Origin of the sequence: Parvularcula bermudensis HTCC2503, assembly GCF_000152825.2 — a bacterium.
Classification (GTDB): Bacteria; Pseudomonadota; Alphaproteobacteria; order Caulobacterales; family Parvularculaceae; genus Parvularcula; species Parvularcula bermudensis.
In genome coordinates, this window is record NC_014414.1 from 486,477 (window position 1) to 508,674 (window position 22,198).

Annotated in this window: 19 protein-coding genes; 8 read left to right on the forward strand and 11 right to left on the reverse strand. The window is 61.5% G+C overall.

What is annotated here, in order from left to right:
* Positions 1-56: 56 nt before the first annotated feature.
* Together PB2503_RS02325 and PB2503_RS13690 are read left to right on the forward strand one after the other, a co-directional pair.
* Positions 57-641: a YdcF family protein gene (locus PB2503_RS02325; protein WP_013299609.1), complete on the forward strand. Its 585-nt coding sequence runs from the start codon at positions 57-59 to the stop codon at positions 639-641.
* Positions 642-650: 9 nt separating this feature from the next.
* Positions 651-2,315, forward strand: coding sequence for a DUF2125 domain-containing protein (locus tag PB2503_RS13690; RefSeq protein WP_013299610.1), 1,665 nt, complete (start codon positions 651-653; stop codon positions 2,313-2,315).
* A 16-nt stretch (positions 2,316-2,331) separates the two neighbouring features.
* Here PB2503_RS13690 and PB2503_RS02335 read toward each other — a convergent pair whose 3' ends face one another.
* Complete coding sequence (locus tag PB2503_RS02335) at positions 2,332-3,444, reverse strand: pyridoxal phosphate-dependent aminotransferase (RefSeq protein WP_013299611.1); 1,113 nt, start codon at positions 3,442-3,444, stop codon at positions 2,332-2,334.
* Positions 3,445-3,477: 33 nt separating this feature from the next.
* Positions 3,478-4,251, reverse strand: coding sequence for a class I SAM-dependent methyltransferase (locus PB2503_RS02340; RefSeq protein ID WP_013299612.1), 774 nt, complete (start codon positions 4,249-4,251; stop codon positions 3,478-3,480).
* Between the two features lie 45 nt (positions 4,252-4,296).
* Here PB2503_RS02340 and gloB point away from each other — a divergent pair, with 45 nt between their 5' ends.
* Together gloB and PB2503_RS13695 are read left to right on the forward strand one after the other, a co-directional pair.
* A complete protein-coding gene (gene gloB, locus PB2503_RS02345; protein ID WP_013299613.1) occupies positions 4,297-5,079 on the forward strand; it encodes a hydroxyacylglutathione hydrolase in 783 nt (260 codons plus the stop codon).
* A gap of 151 nt (positions 5,080-5,230) precedes the next feature.
* Positions 5,231-5,698 carry a DUF3429 domain-containing protein gene (locus PB2503_RS13695; protein WP_013299614.1) on the forward strand — a complete coding sequence of 156 codons (468 nt, stop codon included), beginning with the start codon at positions 5,231-5,233 and terminating at the stop codon, positions 5,696-5,698.
* Here the strand turns inward: PB2503_RS13695 and pdeM are convergent.
* From pdeM to ykgO, 5 genes are all read right to left on the reverse strand, one after another.
* Positions 5,676-6,416, reverse strand: coding sequence for a ligase-associated DNA damage response endonuclease PdeM (pdeM, locus tag PB2503_RS02355; RefSeq protein WP_013299615.1), 741 nt, complete (start codon positions 6,414-6,416; stop codon positions 5,676-5,678). The genes PB2503_RS13695 and pdeM overlap by 23 nt on opposite strands.
* Positions 6,417-6,476: 60 nt before the next feature.
* On the reverse strand, positions 6,477-7,583 hold the full coding sequence (locus PB2503_RS02360; RefSeq protein ID WP_013299616.1) for a 2'-deoxycytidine 5'-triphosphate deaminase: 1,107 nt from the start codon (positions 7,581-7,583) through the stop codon (positions 6,477-6,479).
* Between the two features lie 25 nt (positions 7,584-7,608).
* Entirely contained in the window at positions 7,609-8,106 is a 498-nt protein-coding gene (locus PB2503_RS02365) for a TerB family tellurite resistance protein (RefSeq protein WP_013299617.1), read from the reverse strand.
* Positions 8,106-8,603 (reverse strand): tetratricopeptide repeat protein, encoded by a 498-nt coding sequence (locus PB2503_RS02370; RefSeq protein ID WP_041534863.1) that lies wholly within the window; start codon positions 8,601-8,603, stop codon positions 8,106-8,108. The genes PB2503_RS02365 and PB2503_RS02370 overlap by 1 nt, the downstream gene beginning before the upstream one ends.
* Positions 8,604-8,729: 126 nt before the next feature.
* Positions 8,730-8,855 carry a type B 50S ribosomal protein L36 gene (ykgO, locus tag PB2503_RS02375; protein WP_013299619.1) on the reverse strand — a complete coding sequence of 42 codons (126 nt, stop codon included), beginning with the start codon at positions 8,853-8,855 and terminating at the stop codon, positions 8,730-8,732.
* Positions 8,856-9,156: 301 nt separating this feature from the next.
* On the opposite strand from ykgO, the gene PB2503_RS02380 reads away from it, so the two are divergent.
* Both PB2503_RS02380 and PB2503_RS02385 read left to right on the forward strand, forming a co-directional pair.
* Positions 9,157-9,972, forward strand: a complete 816-nt coding sequence (locus PB2503_RS02380; protein ID WP_013299620.1) for a hypothetical protein — start codon at positions 9,157-9,159, stop codon at positions 9,970-9,972.
* Between the two features lie 198 nt (positions 9,973-10,170).
* Complete coding sequence (locus tag PB2503_RS02385; RefSeq protein WP_013299621.1) at positions 10,171-11,946, forward strand: acyl-CoA dehydrogenase family protein; 1,776 nt, start codon at positions 10,171-10,173, stop codon at positions 11,944-11,946.
* A gap of 117 nt (positions 11,947-12,063) precedes the next feature.
* On the opposite strand, the gene xseA is transcribed toward PB2503_RS02385, so the two are convergent.
* From xseA to mutS, 3 genes are read right to left on the reverse strand one after another with little or no spacing between them, the layout of a single operon-like run.
* The gene (xseA, locus tag PB2503_RS02390; RefSeq protein ID WP_013299622.1) at positions 12,064-13,716 is read right to left on the reverse strand and encodes an exodeoxyribonuclease VII large subunit; all 1,653 of its coding nucleotides are present in this window, start codon (positions 13,714-13,716) and stop codon (positions 12,064-12,066) included.
* A gap of 20 nt (positions 13,717-13,736) precedes the next feature.
* A complete protein-coding gene (locus PB2503_RS02395; protein ID WP_013299623.1) occupies positions 13,737-16,355 on the reverse strand; it encodes a [protein-PII] uridylyltransferase family protein in 2,619 nt (872 codons plus the stop codon).
* Positions 16,352-18,973, reverse strand: coding sequence for a DNA mismatch repair protein MutS (mutS, locus tag PB2503_RS02400; RefSeq protein WP_013299624.1), 2,622 nt, complete (start codon positions 18,971-18,973; stop codon positions 16,352-16,354). Before mutS ends, PB2503_RS02395 begins: the two co-directional genes overlap by 4 nt.
* A gap of 169 nt (positions 18,974-19,142) precedes the next feature.
* On the opposite strand from mutS, the gene PB2503_RS13700 reads away from it, so the two are divergent.
* Positions 19,143-19,904, forward strand: coding sequence for a M48 family metallopeptidase (locus PB2503_RS13700; RefSeq protein ID WP_013299625.1), 762 nt, complete (start codon positions 19,143-19,145; stop codon positions 19,902-19,904).
* Here the strand turns inward: PB2503_RS13700 and PB2503_RS02410 are convergent.
* Entirely contained in the window at positions 19,879-21,714 is a 1,836-nt protein-coding gene (locus tag PB2503_RS02410) for a transglycosylase domain-containing protein (protein ID WP_158305814.1), read from the reverse strand. The genes PB2503_RS13700 and PB2503_RS02410 overlap by 26 nt on opposite strands.
* Before the next feature lie 31 nt (positions 21,715-21,745).
* Between PB2503_RS02410 and PB2503_RS14645 the strand changes: the two genes are divergently transcribed.
* Positions 21,746-22,033, forward strand: coding sequence for a hypothetical protein (locus tag PB2503_RS14645; RefSeq protein ID WP_013299627.1), 288 nt, complete (start codon positions 21,746-21,748; stop codon positions 22,031-22,033).
* Positions 22,034-22,198 lie beyond the last annotated feature (165 nt).

The window sequence follows — 22,198 nt, forward strand, 5'->3', positions numbered from 1 at the left end:
CATTGCCATCGCGCGCCGGCAAGGATCCGCTGTGGGAACAAAGATGACGGGACGTCATGCGGTTTGTTCTGAAGATTGCGGCGTTGATGGGCCTATTATGTGCCGCAGGGTTTTTTGTGTTCGTTGCCGCCTTGCCGCGGTCGTCAAATGAGCAGGCCGCCCTACGAAGCCTATCGGCCGATGCCCGCACGGGCATGGTTATCCTGACCGGGGGGGCGGGACGCCGGATCCAGCACGGCCTCGATCTCTTCGCCCAGGGCTATGGGGATCGCGTCCTGATCTCCGGCACCCATCCCCTTGTCGATAAGGAGGACCTCGAAGGGCTGGGGGTCCGTGACAGTCTTCACTGCTGTGTCGATTTGGGCCCGCGCGCCCGGACGACCATCGGCAACGCCTTGGAGGCCAGAGACTGGGCCCGCCGACGCGGCTACGACACGATCCTGCTTGTCACCTCGGATTTCCATTTGCCGAGGGCGCTTCTAGAATTGGAAGCGGTCGCCCCGGAATTGACGGTGATCGGTATTGCCGTCGACACGCGCTCTGCGCCCTCCGCCAATTGGATGCGGTCCCCGTCGGCCTGGCGGGTGCTGGCCGAGGAATACATCAAGTATATTCTGGCCTGGACGCGACACCGGGCTTAGGGGCCTCAAATGGCCTATCTACGCGGACTGTTCTTCACCTTATTCATGATTGTCGTGACTCTTGTCATGGGGATCATCTTCCTACCGGCCTTGGTTCGGCCATCCTGGACCTGGGCGATCGCGAAATTGTGGGCGCGCACGCTGCTGGCCGGTCTCCACGGGATTTGCGGCATCGGCGATCGGATATCGGGCAAGGACAGACTGATCGCCCCCGCCATCGTCGCAGCCAACCATCAGTCCATGTGGGAAACCCTCCGCCTCACGCTTTTGCTGCCCCGGCCGGTTTTCGTCCTGAAAAAAGAGCTGCGATCGATCCCCATTTTCGGTCAATGGACGGCGTCGCTGGGGTTCATCTTCATCGATCGCGCCGCCGGCGCGAATGCGCTGCGCCAAATGCTGGCTGACGCCGTCACCGCGATTGAGAAGGGGGCGAGCCACATCGTCATTTTCCCCGAGGGGACCCGCGCCGCGCCGGGGGAGGATGTGCCCTTTCAGCCGGGGGTCGCGGCCCTGGCGCGTCAGCTCGACCTGCCGGTGATCCCCATGGTCCATAATTCCGGTCATTATTGGCTGACCCCTGGCCCGCGTAAGGAGCCGGGCCACATCCACCTTTCTATTCTTCCGTTGCTCTCCGCCGAGCTGAAACGTGCCGAGTTGCAGCGGCGCTTGAAGACCACGATCAGCACCGAAAAGGAGCGCCTCTTCGCCATGACCAAGAGCCCCCCCTCGTCCGAGGCCGCGCCGCGGGCGCAGCGCCGTTTTCTGATTATACCGCTCATCGTCGCGGGGCTGTTGCTGGGGGGGTATTCGTTCCTCTGGTTCCGCGGGGCGGAAATGATGAAGCGGGAACTCGCCTCCTTTGTTGCCACCCAACAGGCCATGGGCAGAGAGATCACCTATGACGACCTGTCCATCAGGGGCTTCCCCCTCTCCCTCAGGGCTCAGGTGGATCGGTTTTCCTGGCGCGCGCCGGAGGCGTGGCGGTGGTCGGGGGACCGCCTGCACACCATCGCCATGCCCTGGGAACTCGACCGTCTCATCCTTGCCCCTCGGGGCCTGCAGACGATCGAATATCGAGGGGTCAAAGCGCAGGTCACACCGGGCACCCTTCGGCTCGGGATCGCGGCCCACGCGTTCAGCGCCGAAGCGCGGGATCTGTCCGCCGCCCTCCCCGAGGGCACGCTCAAGGTGGAGCAAGTCAGCACGAATGCTCAAACGACGGAGGATCACAGAACCGTCCTTGTCGTGACGGCCGCCGGCCTTCGCTTTACCGATCCGACCGGCGCCAGCGCGATCCTCAATGGGCTCAATATCGCCGCCGAGATCACCCCCTCCGGCGGGGTGATGCTTGACCTTGGCGAAATGGCCATTGCGGGCACCGCAGATAAGGGCGGCGTTACCTATCTGCGTCTGGAGGGCGAGGTGACGAGCCTAGATCCCGCCACCGCGTCGGGACGCCTCACCCTCACCTATCGTGACCCGCGCGCCCTCATCGACACTCTTCGGCGGTTCGATCTTGCACCCGACGAGACTCTCAATCAGGCAGAGGTGGCCCTCAACACCTTCCGCGCCGGCCAAACCCAGGCGAGCGTCCCGCTACGGCTTGAGGAGGGCGTGGTCTTTCTCGACATACTCGACGGCCTGCCGCTCCTGCGCCTCCCCCCCAACAGGTAAGGCGAGCTGCGCGCCCTCACCTGGTGGCGGCAGCCATCGCGGCAAGGAAATCATCATTGGCCTCGGCCGGGCCGATCGTCACCCTGAGATAGCCGATCAGCCCGCTCGATTTGGGGCTCCGAACAAGAACGCCCTCGGTCTCCAGGTGATCGATCAGTCTTTGGGCTTCGCGATCGCGGTCTTCTTGGGTGGCGCCCGGCGCCTCGAACAGGACGAAATTGGTGGCGGTCTCCCGCACCTTATAGCCAAGAGCGCCAAGTCCCTTGGCCACCCGGCGACGCTCTTTATCCGTAAACGCCTTATTTTCAGCAACGAAGGCTTGGTCCCGCACCGCCGCTTCTGCGGCCTTCAGGGAAGGTCCACCGACATTGAAGGGCGGCCGAAGTCGATTGAGCGTATCGGTCGCCGATAGGGGAGCATAGGCCCACCCGACGCGCAAACCGCCAAGGCCATAGATCTTGGAGAATGTCCTGATCATGATGACATTATCCGCACCCGCCGCCTCTGCTTCCGTCACAAGATCGGCGCCGTCCGAGTATGCATGGTCATCTATATATTCCGCATAGGCGCCATCGAGAACGAGCATAACATCGGATCTGAGGCCCGACCGTAATCGCCGAACCTCCACCGATGAGAGCCACGTCCCTGTGGGATTATTGGGGTTGGCGATGAACACGACCTTCACCGCAGGATCATTCGCCGCCTCGATCATGGCCTCGACATCGATCGTCAGATCGGCTTCCCGCGCATCGAGCCGCCCCACCAGCGCCGCCGCCGCCGCCACTGGATAGTAGGAAAATCCGTGACGGCTATAGAGGACCTTATCTGTCCCATCCGCATACGCCCTGATGATCAGGCTGATCAATTCGTCTGATCCTGATCCGATTGTCAGCCTGTCTTTGCGTAAGCCATGCACCTCGGCAATTGCCGCCTTCAGGTCAGCAGCATCCCCGTCAGGGTAGAGATGGATTGACTTGGCCGCATCGATGAACGCCGCCGCCGCCAGGGGGCTGGCGCCGAGGGCACTTTCATTGGCCGACAGCTTCCAGACGCCCTTATGCGTGCTTCCTTTACCGGGAACATAGGGGGCGATCTCTGCGATTCCGGGGAGAGGGCGAGGCGTTTTCATAAAGGGGTGATTGCGCGTCGCGTCACGTTCCGGTCAAGAACCATCTTCGTCGCGACGCGCCACAGCGCCGCTGGGATCCAATCGGCCGCCAGGCGCAAACAACCCCGGCCGGAGAACCTCCGCCCGGGCGCTACCGATGGGCAGGGAGGTGGTCTTGCGCGCCTCGACCAAATTGACCCCCGCTATATTCGGCAACAGGCGACCGATCGACAGCGCATCCAGACTATCCCCCAGCCGATCCCAAAGGGGGGCCAGCCGCAACAAGCCGCGATTGGGGATCGGCGGAAAGTGCAGCGCGGCGGCATAGGCGGTGGGGGCAAACATCGCTGCCTTGAGGGCGAGATCCAATTGCCGCCGGGAGAAAGGGCGCCCCGCCGCGAAGGGACTCGTTTCCACAAGGCTCCAGGGACCCCGTCGGTTTGCCACCGCAAAAATCACCAGACCGTCATCGGTCAAGACCCGCCAGACCTCGCGCAATAATCGCCGCGTGTCTGTCGCCTCTTCAAGGCCGTGAACGATCAAGAGCCGGTCGATGGAGGCATCGGGCAGCGGCCAGGCATAATCATCGACCAGGACGGCCGGCACAGGCCCGCCCGCCCGCACCCCGGACCCCGCCGGACAAAGGGCGGCCAGCCGCTCGGCTTTGGTGAATAGACGCAAATAGGGCTGGGCATAGCCGTAACCGGCAATGCGCAGCCGGTCGCCCTGCCCCCAGGCCTCATAGAACTTTGCGGTTAAACTCCGCTCAACCGCCGGCCCCAGGGGCCCTGCGTAAAACCGTTCAAGCTCAGAAACGGCTAACCGCATCGTTCCTCCATTGTATATTTGGGAAAGATATCACACCTTCCGGTTATGGAATGCCGATTTTCGTCCCTGATCGTCGATCAATTTCCCTGCCTTTCGGATAATTACGGGTTCTTGCTCCACGATACCCGAACCGGGCTGACCGCCACGGTCGATACCCCGCAACACACCGCTATTACCGAGCGCTTGACCGAGCGCGGATGGTCCCTCGACATCATTCTCAACACCCACTGGCATTTCGACCATACGGGCGGCAATCTCGCGCTCAAAAAGCACTTCGGGTGTGAGATTATCGGGCCTGAGGCAGAAGGGGACCGCATCCCTGGGCGCGATCGAGCCATCAAGGATGGCGACCGCTTGACGTTTGGAGAAAGCCCGGTGGAGGTGATCGGCACCCCTGGGCACACCAAGGGGCATGTGATCTTCTATTTCCCCGAAGAAGGGATCGCCTTTGTCGGCGACACCCTTTTCAGTCTTGGCTGTGGGCGCCTTTTCGAAGGCGATCCTGCCCAGATGTGGCAATCCCTCAGCCGCTTGCGGGCATTGCCGGAGGACACGGTTCTGTTCTGCGCCCACGAATATTCAGCGGCGAATGCCCGGTTCGCCCTGTCCCTTGGCTTGGACAATTCCGCCCTTACCGCTCGGGCGGCGGCCATTTTCGCCGCACGGGACCGTGACGAGCCGACCGTGCCCATCAAGCTGGGGGACGAGAAAGCCGCCAATCCCTTCCTTCGGGCGGATGACCCCGCCCTCGCCGCGGCAATCGGGTGCCCGAACGCGGCCCCCGCGGAGGTGTTCGGCGAGGTGAGAGCCCGCAAGGACCGCTTCTAAAGCCTATCCCCTCTCCCCCCCCCTCTCCCCATCGACTTTCTCGTAAACAAGCCCCCCAAAACCTGCCCCAGCGCCCGTCAATGGCCCTCGCCAGTTAGCGGTTTGCCGCTATACTCGGATGAGAAAAGAACGATGGCTGGGGAGATGACCGATGGATGACGATGATCTGACCGCCGCCAAGACCGTGCGGTTTGCCACGTTTCTTGGCGCGCTTGGGGTCATCTCCTTCGCGGTGGGTGCCCTCGCCGCTTGGGTTCCTCTTTTTGGGGAAGCCAGCGGCGCACTCCTCTCCTGGATATTGGTCTACGGCGCCGTCATTCTGTCGTTCATGGCAGGTACCATATGGGGCGTCGCGATTAAGGAAAGTCGCGCCGGGCGCCTGGTCTGGGCTGTGATCCCGGCATTGGTCGGCTGGGCGGCAACCCTCCCCCCCTATCTTCTGCCTGGAGACGGCGGCTCGGATGTCTGGCGCTTGGCGACACTTATCGTCGCCTTTGGCGCCCTTTTGATCAGTGAATTGATCGATCGGGACTGGGACAGTTGGTACCTGACATTGCGCGTGCGCCTGTCGCTCGCCGTGATGACATTCCTCTTGATTACGATGCTGAGGCTCGTCTGAGCTGCGCGGTCGGCGCCTGACGAATATCGGAGCGTAAAGCATGGGGCGGCACCCGATAGGTTCGGTCCCGACTGCAAAGCACCGTGGCCATGTCCACGGGAAAGACCGACCTCACGGCGGGGGAGAGGACGTTCAGCCCACCGGCGAACGCGCCCATGGCGGGCAGGATCATCCGCTCCCCATCGTGCACGAAGCATGGCCGACGCACCCGCCGCCCCTCACGTTCCACCACGGCACAAGGATGCAGGTGCCCCGCGACACTCCCCGGCCTTGGGTCCGGCTCGTGCACGAAATGCAAGGGCCCCACAGTGACCTCGTCATGGGCGGCGCCTTTAAACAGGGCCGGCGGCAAAGGATCGTGATTGCCCAGCACGAACACCCACTCACATCCTTCGCACAGGGAGCGGAGGGAGGCGACATCCTCAGCCAACATTCGATGTTCCGCCTGCGGATCGTGAAACAGGTCGCCGAGGGAAAGGATCGTTGCCGGACCATAGGTCGAAACGACCGCCGCCACGCGCCGCAACGTCTTGGCCGTATCATAGGGGGGGAGAAATTGCCCCCGCGCCGCGAAATGAGAGCCCTTTTCGAGATGCAGGTCGGACACCACCACCAGGCTTTCGCCGGGAACGACCAAAGCCCCCGCGGGATCGAGCCAGACCTCGACCCCGCAAAGGGTCAGGCGGGTGACACCGGCAGGGGGAGAGAGAAGACGCATAAGACGGCTTTATGCGAGAACGCGCCGAGGCTGAAGGGTGAATTATCCCCGCCCCGCTGATCAGGGTGCGGCGAAATGCTTCGACAGGCGCAACCCCTGGCCATGGTAGTGGGACTTCAGTGCTTCGCCATAGCGCCGCGAGACCGGGCGGGTCAGCCGCTCGAAGGTGAGGCGGGCCATGGTCTGCCCATGACGGATCAAAAAAGGCGCGTCATAGCCCCGGACCTCCAGCACCGCCCGGCTGGGCGCCTCAAGGCCGAAGCCTGGGTCGAAAAAGCCCGCATAGTGGACGCGAAATGCGCCGAGATCAGCATCGATCGGCGCCATTTCCGCCGCCAGATCATCGGGAAGTCGTAACTCCTCCTGACTCGCCAAAATATAAAACTCCCCCGGGTCGAGGATCAGAAATTGATCCTGCATGACAGGAAGGGGGTCGAAATAGGCCTCAGGGCGCAGGGCGGCCACGCGGTCCACATCGATCAGACCGGTGTGCTTCTTGGCGCGCCATGCCGCCACCGGACCGAGATCGCCCGAGAGGTCGACTGACACGCAGAGCCCCTGATGAATGTGCCCATGATGGCGGGGACCTGTGAGATCTTCACGCCGGGCCCGCTCGCCCAGGGCCTCATCGGACAGGCGCGTCTCCCCATGGCGTATCCGAAGCTGGTTCAGGCTCGACCCTGGCCTTACGACGATCGAAAAAGTGCGGGGACTGACCTCAGCATAGAGCGGGCCGGTATAGCCGGCCGGCACCTCATCATAGGCGGTGCCATCGTCAGTCACGAGGCGGACGAAAACATCAATCCGGCCCGTCGAGCTTTTCGGGTTGGCCCGAGCCGAGAGAGTGGGAGGCAGCGCCAGCCCCTCTCGCAATTCCACGAGATAGACACACCCCGTCTCCAACACCGCCCCATCCGTGAGGTCGAGCACATGCAGCCCAAGCCCCTCGTCAAGACACGACTTCACCGAGCGCGCGGGGCCGGGGAGAAAAGCCGCCCGAATGCGCCAGGCACGCTGTCCCAACGTCAGATCGAAACTCGCCGGTTGGATCTGGCACTCACCGCATTGCGCAGAAAGCGTAATCGTCTCCGCCGCGACGAGGGCAGCCAGGTCGTCTTCGGCAAAAACACCTAAGGGATGGGGCGTGTCCAGCGATCGTCTCCTCACAGCGTACCCTTGGCGGGAACGAGCCTTATGGCCCTTCGACCACCACGCTGTCGAGGTGGAGGCGCTTACGGGTCTTGGTAATCAGAGTCTGGGCCGTTTCGTCCCGCTCCGCCTCTTCGCCCGCCACATCCTCCATCATTTGGACCAGGTCCTTCATCTCCTCGAGGGTGAGCCGCCCCTGTATCGGTTTGAGAAGACGGGGGACCGACCCTTCGATGTCGTCGATTTGACTGACCGCCATGCGGCCGAAGGAATAAAGGCCCTCCGCCTCATCATCAGTAATGGCGAAGTTTGTCGTCATTAACGCCTCGATGGTGTGTTTTTGCTCGACCGTGACCTGCCCGTCTTCACCGGCGGCGACCTTCACGAGCAATATCGCCGCGGCCTCCCGCGGGTCGCTCAAGGTCTCAACCAAGCGTCCGGGCCTACGGGCGGTCCCTTGCCTGTGGCGGTACATCCGGCCCCATTCCCAAAACGCAAAAAGGATAGCCGCGAGACCGAGGAGGACAGCGAAGAGGACCATCAGATCTCCCGACCGTAGGCATCTCGCTCAATATCGTCGAGGCGCGCTTTCAGGCCGGGGAGATAGGGATGGATCCGCAAAGCATCTTGGAAGTGCCCGAGCGCCTCGGTGGTCTGGCCCTGGCTGCGCGCCAACTCCCCCAATTTGACCATCGCGCGATAATCCCGCGGCTCGGCCCTGAGCGCCTGCGTGAACGCCGTCCGCGCCGGACCGAAATGACCTTGCCGTTGCAGGACATCGCCGTAGAGCACCCACCCCTCATTAAAGGACGGGGCCAATTGCGTCACATTCGCCAATAGGACGGCCGCAAGATCGAACCGCTCCTGATCAATCGCGGCCACAGCGCGATTCTTCAGAATATCGATCCCAGTTTCATCAGCCGTACGCCAGGCGTCTTCGATCTCACTCTGCGCCTCCGCCGCACTGGCGGGATCGTGGTGAAGCGCGGCAAACGCCTGTTCGAGCGACGGTCTTGGGGCGAACGCGCATAGGAGCATCGCCAATAACGAGAAACAGATGAGCCTCATCCGCTCAGGGTAACGCGGCTTTCCTGTCACGCCAAGGACACAATTGGCCCAGCGCGGGAAAGGGCGGACACCAGAGATGGTCGAACGACCAGGGGCTTAGCCCTGCCGCGCTTTGAACCGCCGTTGGGTCTTGTTGATGACATAGACCCGGCCTTTACGGCGAACGACCTGGCAATCCGCGTGGCGTTTCTTCAGCGATTTGAGTGAGCTGCGGACTTTCATGTCACGATCCCAAGCGAATGAATGAAAAGAAAGCGGCGCATTACAGAGCTGAGGCAGCACGGTCAAGTGACGCCTGTCCCAACGGCGGTGCGCCCTGCGAAATCACCGATGCAGGGGATGGGGGGGTAGGCGCGACCGGCACGAGCAACAGCGATGGCCATAGGCGCTCTCCGTGGTGAGAGCGAGGAGGTGGGCCTTCTAAAGCCAAAATTTTTCTGGCATCCACAGTGCCGGTCTTGCACCGGGCTGGGTGAGAAATTCAGCCGGCGCTAAAGATCAGTGGGTTTTTCTTGGAGGCTCGATGTTCATTTCTGATCGCCTTGTGTTTATCGAGTTGCACAAGACCGGCTGTACCCACATCCGCAAGGTCCTCAGTGAGGTGATCGAGGGGGTAATTTCCGGCAAGCATAATCAGGCAACGCCGGACCTTTTTACCGAAGGTCGCCTATTCGTCGGATCGATACGTAACCCTTGGGATTGGTATGTTTCGCTGTGGGGCTTTGGCTGCGACGGCAATGGCGGGCTCAGACAAAGAGTAGCAATGCCGTCCTCCGGCATTCGCGGCCTCAAATGGCGCACCGCTCCTGCAAGTTCACTGATCCGGGTACTGAAGCGCCCTAAGAATGAGCGAGCGTGGCAGTCGGTCTATCGCAATTCTGACGATCCCGGTGCTTTTCGTGATTGGCTCCATATGATGCACGACCAAGCCTACATAGGGGATATCGGCGAGGGGTATAGCGACTGCGCCCTACGGCACGTCGCGGGATTGTTGACCTATCGCTATCTCAAACTTTTCTCGACAAGGGGGGGCGAAGAGGAGCGGCTGAACGATCTCTCGACAAAGCCGCAGATCGACGAGTGGGATGCTGCGCAAACTTTCGTTGAGGCCTTTATCCGAATGGAGAGCCTTGAGGCGGATATGTTCCGTATACTCGACGATCATGCCTTTGATTTCACAGAAGAGCATCAATCACGCATCAGATCTCTCCCGAAAACGAACGCCTCGTCTCGACAGCGAAAATTGAGCCATTACTACGATCCGGACACGGTCGCATTGGTCGCTGAAAGAGAGCAGCTGATCATCAATAAATTCAGCTATACTCCCCCGGATCTTTAAGGCGATCAAATGAGTCGCGACGCCCGATACAGATGACCTCAAGCCGTGACTATCAGCAATTGATCATGCGCCAGCCAGACCGCCAAAGCACTTTTTAGGAGAAGCAACCGCTGCTTCGCTTTGCATGCCGTTATGCCTTAGACAAAGGATCTACCGACCGGCAAAATCCGCGCAAAGCGACCGCAAGAGGAGCAGTCTATGTATGATCGTCAGGATCTGACCTTTCAATTATTCGACGTTGCGAAACTGGACCATCTCCTTGCCCATCCGCGCTTTGACGCCCTCGATCGAAGCGCCATTGAAGGGTTTTTGGACGCGGCGGATCATATCGCCGAGACCGCCGAGCCCCTGGCCGCGCGCCTCGACGAAACGCCGCCCACCTATCGCGATGGAAAGGTCGATATGCTGCCGGAGGCGCAATCAGCCTTTGACGCCCTGCGCGAGGCGGGGTTGATCGGCGGTCCCCTTCCCGAAACCTATGGGGGGCTTGGGCTGCCGGAAACCGTGCACCAGGCCCTCGCCTTTGTGCTGTCGGCGGCGAATATCGGGCTGACCGCCCATGGGATGCTGACCCTGGGGGCCGCGCGGCTGATCGAGAGCTTCGGCACCACCGCGCAAAAGGAGAAATACCTCCCGCCCCTGGCCGAGGGCCGCTTTACAGGAACGATGTGCCTGTCCGAGCCCCATGCCGGCTCCTCCCTCGCCGATATTACCACCAAGGCCATTCCGCAGGAGGATGGATCGTACAAGATCATTGGGCGGAAGATGTGGATATCCGGCGGCGATCACGAATTATCGGAGAATATCATCCACCTTTTATTGGCGAAAATCCCCGGCGGGCCTGAAGGCATCAAGGGGATTTCCCTATTCATCGTCCCCAAAAAGCGCGTCGATGACGAGGGGGGTGTCGGTGAGCGAAACGATGTCGCGCTGGCCGGGCTCAATCATAAGATGGGCTATAAGGGCATCACCAATTGCGCCCTCAATTTCGGTGAGAACGAGGCGTGTATTGGCGAATTGGTGGGAGAGCCCCATAACGGCCTGCGTTATATGTTCCAGATGATGAACGAGGCGCGCGTCGCGGTTGGCCTCGGCGCCGCCGCCTTGGGACAGTCGGGATATCAAGCCTCCCTCGCCTACGCCAAGGAACGGCCGCAGGGTCGTCATCCCGACGAAAAAACCCCCGGAAGCGGACAGATCCCGATTATTGAGCATGCCGACATTCGCCGCCTTCTCCTTGCGCAAAAGGCGGCGGTCGAACCGGCGCTTGCCCTTGGCCTGTTCTGCGCGATACTGCTTGACCGGATCGAACTGGGCGAAGAGACGGCGGAAACCGATGCCCTATTGCTCGATTTTCTGACCCCCATCGCCAAATCCTGGCCCTCTGAATTTTGTCTTGAGGCGAACAAACATGCCATTCAGGTCCTGGGCGGGGCGGGATACACCAAAGATTATCCCGTCGAAAGACTGTACCGCGACAATCGCCTCAACCCTATTCACGAGGGCACGCACGGTATTCAAGGGCAAGACCTTTTAGGGCGTAAGGTGACGATAAAGGGCGGCGCTGCGGCCCAGGCCTTTGTAGCGGCCGTTACCGCGGATCTAAAGCGCCCTACGGACGATAAGGATATCGCGGCATTTCAAGAAAGTCTCAAGCAGGCCCTGGACCGCTTTGGCCAAACCACAATGGCGATCCTCGGAAAGACGCAAGAGGTCGGGGTCCGCCGCATGCTGTCCAATGCCACGCTTTATCTCGATTTCACCGGCCATCTCGTCATGGCCTGGATGTGGTTGCGCATCTGTCTGGCAGCCGAAGAGGTGCGCCGGAATGAGGGGGATAGCGATTTTCTGAAGGGTAAGGTTCAGGCCGCTCGCTATTTCTTCAATCGAGAATTGCCGCGAACAAAGGGGTGGGCCGAAACCCTCTCCAGCCTCGAGGATAGTGCTTTCGCCATGCAGGCCGACTGGTTCTGAGAGGGAAGACCAAGCTCCCTAAAGCCTCTTCAGGCGAAGCAAGACCCGGTTCGCATAAAGACAATACGACAAACAAAGACCTGGATACATTTCACGCCTCAAGTTGCCGACACGGCTCTAGGTCTCATCGCCGAACAGGCTGGCTTGCGGCGGCAATGATCCGCCGTCAGAGGAGGAAGGCTCGCCCCTTTGCGAGCCGTCGGATTTGCGGGATGTCTTGGCCTGGGGCGTCTTTCTCGCAGCTGACGACGCTGCCGCAGGTCCCTTCGTCTCCCCTTCGATCAGATGACGGACAGGCACCTCTCCCTCCGCAAATCGCAGATGGTATGTTTCCCCGGCCCTCATCTGGCGAGGCGACCGGATCACCCCTTGGCTCTCATCGAGGACGAGGGCAAAGCCCCGCGCCAGGACCCCCTGATAGGATAGCGAGTGCAAAAGTCGCGCTTGATCGTCGAGGCGCGCTGATTTGCGATCAACATTTTCGCGGGTCAGGCGCCCTAAGCGGCCGCCGATTTTTTTGACCTCCTCCCCCCCTCTGTCGAGGGAGCGCCGCACCAGGTGAGGCGAGAGGCGTGCACTGATCACCTTCGACCGTGCCTGCTCCCAGCGTCTTGGCGGCGCTGTTATCAGACGTTGGCTCATTCCCTTCAGGGTCTCTGCCTTCATCGCCACCGCCGCCGTCACCAGGGCCGCGCTGAGCCCCCCCGCCGCACGTTCCATCCGTTGGGTTGCCCTCTCTACCCGTACCTTCAGCGACTGGGTAAGGTGCGAGACCGCCCTATCGAAGCGCTGTTCGGCCGGCTCGATCAGGCTTTCCTTACGGCCAAGCCCCCGCGCCGCGGACTGCAGGGCAAGAGATTGGGCCTCGAGATGATGGCCAATCCGTTGGGTGAGCCGCACATTCAATGCATCGAGGCGACCGCTCAAGTCCATTCGTACAGGAACGGCCATCTCGGCCGCCGCGGTGGGCGTCGGCGCACGACGATCGGCCACATAATCGATAAGGGTGACGTCCGTCTCATGCCCGATCGCGGAGATGACCGGAATTGACGACGCCGCGACCGCTCGCGCCACGGCTTCGTCATTGAACCCCCACAAATCCTCGAGGGACCCTCCCCCCCGTGCGACGATCAGGACATCCGGCCGCGGAACGGGGCCGTCAGTGGGGAGAGCATTAAACCCCTCTACGCCTGCGACGACGGATTTCGGACATTGCTCCCCCTGCACGACAGCTGGCCAGACAAGGACATGTACGGGAAACCGGTCCCTCAACCGGTGCAGGATATCGCGGATGACGGCCCCGGTCGGCGAGGTCACGACTCCGATCACTTGGGGCATGGGCGGCAGGGGCCGTTTGCGCTCCGCAGCGAACAATCCCTCCGCCTCCAGCGCTTTCTTGCGGGCCTCGAACAGCGCCATGAGGGCACCCGCTCCAGCGGGCTCCAAGGTATCGATGACAAGCTGATAGCGACTTTGCCCGGCAAAGGTCGTCATGCGGCCGGTGGCGATGACCTCCATCCCCTGCTCTGGCTTGACCTTGAGCCGCGACCAGCCCCCCTTCCAGATCACGGACGACAGAACGGCCCGCTCATCCTTGAGGTCGAGATAGCAATGACCATTACCCGATCGAGAGACCCGACCCAATTCTCCCCGTACCCGGACATAGCCGAAGCCGTCCTCGATCGTTCGTTTAACGGCGCCGGAGAGTTCGCTGACGCTGTATTCTTTCAGATTGCCCGATCCGCCGTCGGCTGGTTCCGCGGTCGCCATGGATCCCTCCCACTCCGTCGCTAATCGTCAAGGGCGCGAAGCAATCCGCGCTTGATCGCCTCGATGCGCCGGGGGTCCTCGATTTTGTAGCCCGGGGCGTCCTGGAGGTAAAAGGTGTCGACCGCACGGTGGCCATAGGTCGCCACCAACGCAAATTCGATGTCGACACCGATCTCGGCGAGGCTTACCGCCAGAAGATGCAGCAAACCGGGGCGGTCTCGGGTCTCCACCTCGACCACCAACGCCTTGCTGGAGGCGGTGTCATCGATACGGACCTGCGTTTCCACGTCGAAGACATGACGACGATCATCGATAGACGGCGAGGGCAAGGCGATGTCGGGGCAGCGATCTTCGGCAATAGCGGAGAACAATTCCTCGATCCTTGCCTTTTCCTCTGGCCCCGGCACAAATTCCAGGGAAAGATTCCCTACCCGTTGAAGCTGAAGAAGAATGACGGCCACGCGTCGCCCTGCAAGGTCGACCGAGAACCCGCATGCCGAAAAGACAGATCCACCGATCACAGACGCGGCCCCCGTGCACTCGGCAAAGAGAGTGGGTCGGTCGGTAGAGACGACCACAATATCGAGCAGCCCCTCCGTCCCCGGATCGATGTGAAGCCCCACATGCTCTTTTCCTGAAATGATCCCTGCAAAAAGAGTTGCAAGGTCGGCAATCGCCGGCACATCGGCATAGACCCAGAGGCTAGCCCCCACAGCCTCAATGAGGTGATCGAGCGCGGCGGCACCATCCGCATCGATCAATCGCTGCACTCGACCTCTTAGCTTTTCCGAGTAGCGATTGAGATAGCGCTCAACCTCTCCCTCTCCCCCTTCGATCTGAAGTCGGACAAGGTCGATGAGGACACCGATGTCTCGACGCGCAAAATCCTCCCACGACCCCAACCCGACCACACGTTGCCGACAAAACGTCACTAGACTGAGGATCATCAGGCGCTGTAGAGTACCGACCTGGTGAGAGAGGCGTTCGATCACCTCGATATCCATGATATTCCGGCGGCGCGCAGATCGGATCAGCATCATCCGATTGACGACGCAAAAGGCAACATCCTCGCCGGTTTGCGAATCGTGGGTAAAGAGCCCAACACGGCGGGTAAGACGTTGACGCAACGCCTCGACCCCCAGGCCCGGCATCGCCGCCTCTGCCTCTTGAAGCAAGAGCGCCATACATATCTCAACCCGAAGTTCACGGGCTTTGTCCGCAAACGGCATGGTTTCGACGCCCTTCAGGGTCCCCTCGATCAATTCGTCCAGGGCATAAATCGATCGAAGCACGTGGTCGTCGAGCGTAAAACGGCGATAAAGGCCGTACTCGACCTTACCGATCACACCCCCGAACCCCGGCATCATCAACCCCAACAGACCGCACTCCGCCATTTGGGACAATAGAGGACCGAGGCGCTTTGCCGATCTGATAATGGCCACGAAACGGTCCGCGAGGGTTTCCTCCACGGTTTCTGCGAAAGTAATCGATCTGACCGTTCGGGAAAGGAGTTGGAGCGCCCGCGGATGGATCGTGCAGCCGGTTTCGGCCGCCAGTGCAAACAGCAACAGGCCGTCCGCAACACTCGGCACGGTTCCCTCCGCGAAGTCGAGCCGCTTATGGCTCCAGACGATCGGCTCTGGAACGGTCCGTCTTGGTCTGATCGGCCGGCGACGGCGGTCCACGGTTTCTGCCAGACGGTCAATCGCATAGCCCGTCAATGAGGCCACCGCCCGCGTCGCCAAAAAATAGCTCCGCATAAAGCGTTCTGTCGCCAGCAACTCGGTACGTGCCGTAAATCCCAATCGGTCGGCGATGAGGGGTTGATGGGAAAAAGTCAGCCGATCATCCGCTCGCCGACAGATTTGATGAAGGTGAACCCGCACGGACCACAAAAAGCGATCAGCCCGATCGAGCCGTGCTTGTTCCTTATCATCGAATAGCTCCGCCAAACATGCTTCCCGATCCAGCGCCTTGCAGAACCATCGCAGGGTATCGAGGTCGCGCAACCCGCCTCTCCCCTGCTTGATATCCGGCTCGACAGTATAAAGAGAGCTGTTATTAGCTGCATACCGCTCATCTCGTTCCTGCATCTTCGCCGCGATCAAGGCGCGGCTACGACGGCGGGTTTGGGCCTTGAGTTTGTCCAGAAACTGCGCAGCCAGCTTATTCGCCGGGCTAAGGGGCCGGGCATCGAGGAGCGCTGTGTGAAAGACGGGGTCCTCTTTCAGGCTCTCGATAGCACTCCTCACCGTGTGGACACTTTGAGAAATCGTCAGTCCACTGTCCCAAAGGGGATAGAGAAGCTGGGAAATGGAGACGTCGTCAGACCCGGTGATGATCAACAGATCAATATCCGAATGGGGCGCCAGCCGACCTCGGCCATATCCCCCGACGGCGAAGACGGCACAATCGGTCACGGCCGCGGCCTCGATCATCGCCTGAAGAATCCAGTCCGTACCTGCACTGATCGAACGGGCGATATCGACCCCATCGCCGCCCCCGGCGAAAGCCGTGTCCACGATCCGTCGACGCTCATTCGCCAGATAGCGGCCAAGCTCGGAGGAGGAGGCGCCGTCGGCGATGGTCCGCCGCAATTCGTCCGCAAGACGAAGTTGGATATCGGCGCCGTCCATCATCCCCATCGCTCCTTCAACTCATAGAGCCGCTCCAAGGCCTGTTTTGGCGTTAAACTATCGGGATCGAGCTGTGAAAGCGTATCTTGGAACTCGGCTATCTCAGACCCCTCCCTTTCATTGGTGTCCGATTGCGCAAAGAGCGGCAGATCCTCGATCGTGGGGATCGGCCCCCGGCCCTCTTCAAGCTGAGCGAGGAGGCTTTCGGCCCGCCGCACCACCCGCCGCGGCAGGCCGGCCAATTTTGCCACCGCCAAGCCGTAGGATCGATCGGCCGCGCCCTCTCGCACCTCGTGCAAGAACACAACTTCCCCCTTCCACTCTTTGACCGCCATCGACAAGTTGCGCATTCGGCCGAGCTTGTCAGAAAGCGCCGTCAATTCGTGATAATGGGTCGCGAACAGCGCTCGGCACCCGATCCCGTCATGCAGTTCTTCGAGGGTGGCCCACGCAATCGCCATACCGTCATAGGTGGCGGTCCCCCGCCCCACTTCATCGAGAATCACCAGACTGCGGACCGTGGCTTGGTTCAGGATGGCGGCCGTTTCCAACATTTCCACCATGAACGTCGACCGCCCCTGAGCCAGATTGTCAGAGGCGCCGACCCTGGAGAACAACCGGTCCACGATCCCTATTTTCACCCGCGCGGCGGGCACAAAGGAGCCGCATTGGGCAAGGATGGCGATCAGGGCGTTCTGGCGCAAAAAGGTCGATTTCCCCGCCATATTGGGGCCTGTCACAACGGCCAATGACGGCGCCTCCCCCTCGGACAAAAGACAAGGATTGGGCACGAAACCGCTGGCCCCGGCCGGCAGCGCGGCCTCGACCACTGGATGTCGGCCCGCCTCGACCTGAAAGCCCAAGCCGTCATCGATCTGGGGACGGACATATCGGCGATCATCGGCCAGGTCGGCGAGGGCCGTGAAGACGTCAATTTCCGCAAGTGCGGACGCCGTCGACTGGATGGCACCATGGGCCGCGAGGATCTCGGCCCGCCTCTCTTCGAATAGCGCCGTCTCTCGCATCAGCGTCGTTTCACCGGCCGCGGCGATCTGCCCATCGAGGTGATCGAGGGTCTCGGTGGAAAACCGGACCGCATTCGCCAAGGTTTGACGGTGCCGAAAGGGATCATCGACCTCCAACGATCGCAAATGATCGGCATTGGCTGCCGTCACTTCGATAAAATAGCCCAGAATCCGCGAATGCTTGATCTTGAGGGAGCGCACCCCGGTCACCTCTCGATACCGCCCCTCCCACTCGGCAATGACTTGACGACTGTCTTTGGTCAGTCGCCGTGCCGCATCCAGCTCGGCATCGATACCGTCGACGAAGATGCCGCCATCCCGCACCAGGTGCGGTGGGTCCTCAACGAGCGCCGCCGCCAAAGGCTCAGCCAGCGGCGCCCAAACCGCCGCGCGCTCCTTAAGGGTCGACAGGAGATCGCGCAGCAATGGGGGCAGCGCAAAGCGCGACGGGGCGTCCTCCATCACCGCCATGATGGCGCGCGCGGAGATGAGCCCCGTGGCGATGGCTTTAAGATCCCGTGGGCCGCCGCGCCCCACCCCCAACCGCGTCAGGGCCCGTGACAGGTCGGGGACGCCCTTGAGAAGATCGCGCATTCCCTCCCGCCTCTGACGATCGTCGACGAACGCCGCCACCGCATCGAGGCGATCGCCAATCGCCCGAGGGTCGGTGAGGGGGGCTGTCAAAAGCGCTTCGAGCCGCCGGGCGCCCGGCCCTGTGAGGGTCCGGTCAATTGTCGCAAGCAGCGATCCTTCCCGCTGCCCATCGGCGGTGCGCGTTACTTCGAGGCTCCGCCGAGTGGCGGCATCGATGGACAGATACGCCGAAGAAATCGCGCGTTTAGGGGGGGATAGCGGCGGCAAGTGCCCTTTCTGGGTAAGGTCGAGATAGGCGAGAAGCGCCCCGAGGGCCCCCGCTTCAAGCTCAGTCAACTCCCCAAAGGCATCGAGGGACTGCACCCCAAAGATCGTCTGTGCCCATTCCCGACCGACCACTGAGCGGAAATCTCGGGCGGGATGACGCGTCGGCGCCGGGAGATCAACGGGCAGTGGCGGCAATGCCTGGCGGTCAGAGAGCAGCCATTCGGCCGGCGACAGGGCGCTCAGCCGATCGCCCAAGCTCTCCCCCTTCCCCGCCTCAAGACCGATTTCCCCGGTCGAAAGATCCACGGTCGCCAGTCCAAATTCTGTGTCATCCAGCGCCACGGCCACCAACCGATTGGCCGCGCGCGGCGACAGCAAAGCCTCCTCGGTCAAAGTCCCAGGCGTGACGATGCGGACGATTTCCCGGGCAACGACGGCTTTGCTGCCGCGTTTCTTGGCCTCTTTGGGGTCCTCGGTCTGCTCGCATATGGCGACGCGGAAGCCCTTTCGGATCAGCCGGGCCAGATAGGTTTCGGCAGCGTGGACCGGCACACCGCACATCGGTATCGCCTCGCCCTCCTGCTTTCCCCGGTGCGTGAGCGTGATATCGAGGGCCGCCGAGGCCTTGATGGCATCGTCGAAGAACAATTCGTAGAAGTCGCCCATGCGATAGAAGAGAAGAGCCTCACCTGCGTCTTCCCGAATCGCGTGATATTGCGCCATCATGGGCGTCATGACGTGACCTGCGTTGTCAATTGAAGGGATGGTCCCACGGGACCTATCCAGAAGCCCTTGAGTTGCCACACATATTTCACGCGAAGTGGAGACAGGATCATGTCCATTGTGGTACCATCATGACTCATATCAACAGGAGTGGTCATCTGCGGATTGAGCGACAATAAGCATGGCCAGGGTCTTCGACATCTCGCCCTTGAAAATCAACGGCCAGACCGTGCCTATGGCGGTCCGCGTCGACGCGCGGGCAAAACGCCTGATCTTGCGGATGGACAATCACGGCAAGTTGACCGTCACCTGTCCCGGTGATCGCTATGTCGATGCGGCGATCCAAATGGCCCGGTCCCGGACTGGGTGGATCGCCGACCGCTTAGCCGAATTGCCTGAGCCCGCCCATCTTCGCCCCGGCGTTGCGGTGCCCGTTCTTGGCAAAGAGCGGATGATCACCTTTAGCCCCTCTATTCAGACAGGTGTCGTGACACCCGATTCCGTGTCCGTCCCGGCCGCCGTCGACAATGTCGGCGATGTTGTGGTCAGCACCCTGGCCAAGGAACTGAAGAGATATTGCCGCAATTGCGCCGATCATTGGCAGGACAGCCTCGGGGTTCAATATTCCCGGGTCAGAGTGCGAGATATGAAGACGCGCTGGGGGTCCTGCACGGCCAGGGGCGACCTCACCTTTAATACGCGCCTCGTCTTCGCGCCGCCGCAAGTGCTTGATTACGTGATCTTGCACGAAATGTGTCACTTGCGATTTCTCGACCATTCGCCCGAGTTCTGGTCACTGGTAGAAAATCATTGCCAAGATTATCTAGTTCAAGAGGCATGGCTGAAGTCAGAGGGCCGGTCTCTCTTTCGTTATGGCGCCGTTGGAGACGTTTCCTTGCCGCCCAAAAGAACCTCCGTTACCGAGCTTCCTCCGCCCGGTTAATCAGTGCACTGATGCCATCCCGTCGGCGGGGCAGATCCTCCTCCCGACCGGCAAGAATCCGTGTCAGATGATCAAAAAGCCGCATGCCATCGGTTTCCGGGACCCATGGTGTCGGCTGACGCGGGGGCACCCCCCGAAGGGCGGCGGTCATCATTTCCCCCCATAGCTTAGCCGGCGGCCCCCCGCCGGTCAGCGCCCGCCCTCCGCCCCGAACGGGGCGGTCATCGTCTCGCCCGATCCAGACCACCCCGACCCGGCCACTGGCATAGCCGGCAAACCACCCATCGCGATTGTCTTGGCTGGTCCCCGTCTTCCCCGCCGCATAATGACCTGGAACAGCCGCCGCGCGTCCGGTCCCCCGCTCGACAACCGCTCGCATCATATGGTCGAAGGCGACGAGATCATCCTTATCGACCACCGCCGCCATGGGGCGCGGCGGACGACGGCGATAGATGAGCTGATCCTCCGCCCCCGTTGCTTTCGTCACCATGAAGGGGACCGCCCGCTGCCCTCCCGCCGAAAGGGGGAGATAGGCCGAGGCAATATCGAGCGGGGCCGCCTGAAGGGTGCCAAGGGCCAGTGAGGGGCCGACATCCCGGGCGGGAAGGCCGAGCCGCTGGGCAGTCTCGACAACCCTTTCGCGGCCGATCTGCTCCTGCAACCGGACCGTTGCCACATTGAGAGAGCGACGCATCGCCTCTTCAATCGTGACGATCCCGGAATAGCGCCGGGAATAGTTCGTCGGCGCATATCCGTCGACGGTGAACGGCGTATCGGCGATCTTGTCGTCCGGTCGCCAACCCTGTTCGAGCGCCGTAAGATAAACGACCGGCTTGAAAACCGACCCTGGCTGTCGATTGGCACGGGTGGCCCTGTTATAGGCCGAAGACCGATAGCTCCGCCCCCCGATCATCACGCGAATGGCGCCGTTCTCGTCGAGGATGAGCGCCGCCAGTTCCACATCATCGGTCAACAGCGAATCCGTCGCCCAGAGCCGCTCCTGCGCAGCGGCAGTACGGCGGGAAAGCTCACTGTCGATCGTAGTGTGGATCGTCAGGTCCCGTCCTTTTGCCTCGTCGACCAGACCGTATAGCTCGGCAATGGCGGCATCGGCGGCCCATGCCGTGGGTGAGTCGGCTTGCTCGATCGACGCGACCCCCTCGAACGAGTAGGTCGCGGCGTCGTCGGAATCGATCGCGCCGGTCTCCACCATGGCATTGATGACGACCTTGGCCCGCTGGATTGCGCGATCCTTGTCTGCGGTCGGTGCGTAGCGCGAAGGCGCCTTGAGAAGTCCCGCCAGCAGCGCCGCCTCCGGCACGCTCAACGATGCGGGGGCCTTTTGGAAATAGCGCCGCGCGGCGGCTTCGATACCGTAGGCGCCATTCCCGAAATAAACCGCATTGAGATAAAATGAGAGGATCTCGTCCTTGGTGTAGGCAGCCTCAATACGCAGGGCCAGGATCATCTCCTGGACCTTTCGTTTCATACTGCGCTCTGGGGTCAGCAACAGGTTCTTGACCAATTGCTGGGTGATGGTCGACCCCCCCTGCTGCACCGTCCCAGCGCGCATATTGACAACAATGGCGCGCGTGATCGCCACCGGGTTAATGCCAATATGGTGGTAGAAATTACGGTCCTCGGTGGCCAAAAAGGCTGCCTTTACATGATCGGGCAGCGTCGCGGCATCAATTGGTTCACCACGATCCTGCCCCCTGATCCCGATGACGTCCCCCCGACGATCGAGCACCACGATCCGCGGCTGCTTTCGCGCAGTTTCGAGGCCATCGATGGGCGGCAACTCTCCCAAGAAGATGACGCTCGCCCCTAATAGGACCGCGATGAGCGGGAGCAGAAGACTCGACGCCCGGAGGGCCATTCGCCTGAAGGGTCGGCTTGAGGGCGAGGACCGTTTGCCCCTGCGGCGCGGTGTGCGCGCCGCGGATTTCGGACTGCGTCGACCTGACGTCCCCGCAGCGGTTTTTTTTGTCGCCGGTTTCTTCGGGGAGGAGATCACGCGCTTTGAGGCAGCCCTTCGGGTTGAGCCGCTCCGCCCCTTTTTACGCCGCGCTGAGGATGGCGATGATCCGCCTTTGGCCGATGCCATGCTATCGTCCGTGCCCGGTTAAGGGTGAAGGGCCCGTTAATATCGAGGGGCAGAGGAAGTGGAAAGTTCGCTTCGCAAGCGTCACGGAGAATTTAGAATAGACGAAGAGGGAGGGCCGGAAAACGCCAATACGCACCCGCCTTGCGGCATCCCCCCTCAAGCACAATGAGAGGTGGAGCGAGCAGAG